The sequence below is a fragment of the Pontimonas sp. genome, from assembly GCF_031581085.1.
Taxonomy (GTDB): domain Bacteria; phylum Actinomycetota; class Actinomycetes; order Actinomycetales; family Microbacteriaceae; genus Pontimonas.
The window spans coordinates 1-1137 of sequence record NZ_JAVLBO010000072.1; the positions used below are offsets into that span (position 1 = coordinate 1).

Sequence of the window (1137 nt, forward strand, 5' to 3'; positions counted from 1 at the left end):
GAGATTTAGTTGGCGAACGCTTCAAGGTGCAGTTGATGTAGAGAGCCCGAAGCTCGGAGTAATCCATAGTTGACTGCTTTCGGTTAGGTTTTTTTCTCCCGTGAAGGCGGATGGAAGCACGTCCCAAAGATTCGACTTACTCACCTGACCCACTCTCGAAGAGGATGTACACACGTATTGCGTTGTGGGTCCAAATAATACAAGATAGAACTTGATTAAAGTTAACGGTGTTCTCGTTAGCACCCCAATCTTGCTTAAGGAGTCCAATGAGCGACGTTACATTCCAATCACCCGATGGGTCAGTCACAACCCTGGCGGCTGAAAACGGGCAGAAATTGATGAAGGTGGCGAAGGCGAACGGGGTGCCCGGGATTGTCGGAGCTTGCGGTGGGCACATGGAGTGCGCGACCTGTCACGTAATCGTGGACGACGAATTTGTGGAAAAAGTGGGAGGTCCATCTGACCAAGAAGATGCAATGCTGGACGAGGCGGCCTATCCACGCCAGCCCCACTCCCGCCTGTCGTGTCAAATTATCGTGGCCGAGGAATTGGCGGGCTTAAGGGTGACGGTGGCGCCCTATCAGAGGTGACGCGCAGTCGTATTGCGATCATTGGTGGCGGTCACGCCGGAGATGAAGTTGCAGGGCAGCTACGGGAGTTGGGATTCGAGAGTGAAATTGTTCTTTTTGACGAGTCGCAGGACCGGCCCTACGAAAGGCCGGAGTTGTCCAAAGGGGCGCTTTCGTCGCGAGAAATTCCTGAGACTTTCTGGCGGCGCGACAATGATTTTTATCAACGACAGCGCATAGAAGTCCGTTGGTCTTCGCGTGTGACGCGAGTTACTCCTGCCAGAGAATACGTCGATGTGGAAGACTCGGACAGCGCCACTGAGCGTTTCTCCCATGTAGTACTGGCCACCGGCATGGCCCCTCGACAGTTGCACCTACCGGGAGTTGACGCCAAGGCTATCCACTATTTGCAAAGCCTCAAGGATTTAACGAGATTTCGAGCCAACCTCGAAAAAGCGGCCAGGGTAGCGATTGTGGGTGGAGGTTTTATTGGTGCAGAAGTCGCAGCGTCTCTTCGGTCACGAGGTGTAGAGGTAACTCTGATTCAGCAGGCTGAACGCCTGATGCC

General features: G+C 53.7%; 2 protein-coding genes. Both read left to right on the forward strand.

What is annotated here, in order from left to right; all coding sequences use genetic code 11:
• Positions 1 to 266 precede the first annotated feature (266 nt).
• Complete coding sequence (locus tag RI518_RS07935; RefSeq protein ID WP_310689836.1) at positions 267 to 590, forward strand: 2Fe-2S iron-sulfur cluster-binding protein; 324 nt, start codon at positions 267 to 269, stop codon at positions 588 to 590.
• The coding region (locus RI518_RS07940; RefSeq protein ID WP_310689837.1) for an NAD(P)/FAD-dependent oxidoreductase at positions 587 to 1137 on the forward strand (551 nt) is incomplete at its 3' end. The genes RI518_RS07935 and RI518_RS07940, both read left to right, overlap by 4 nt.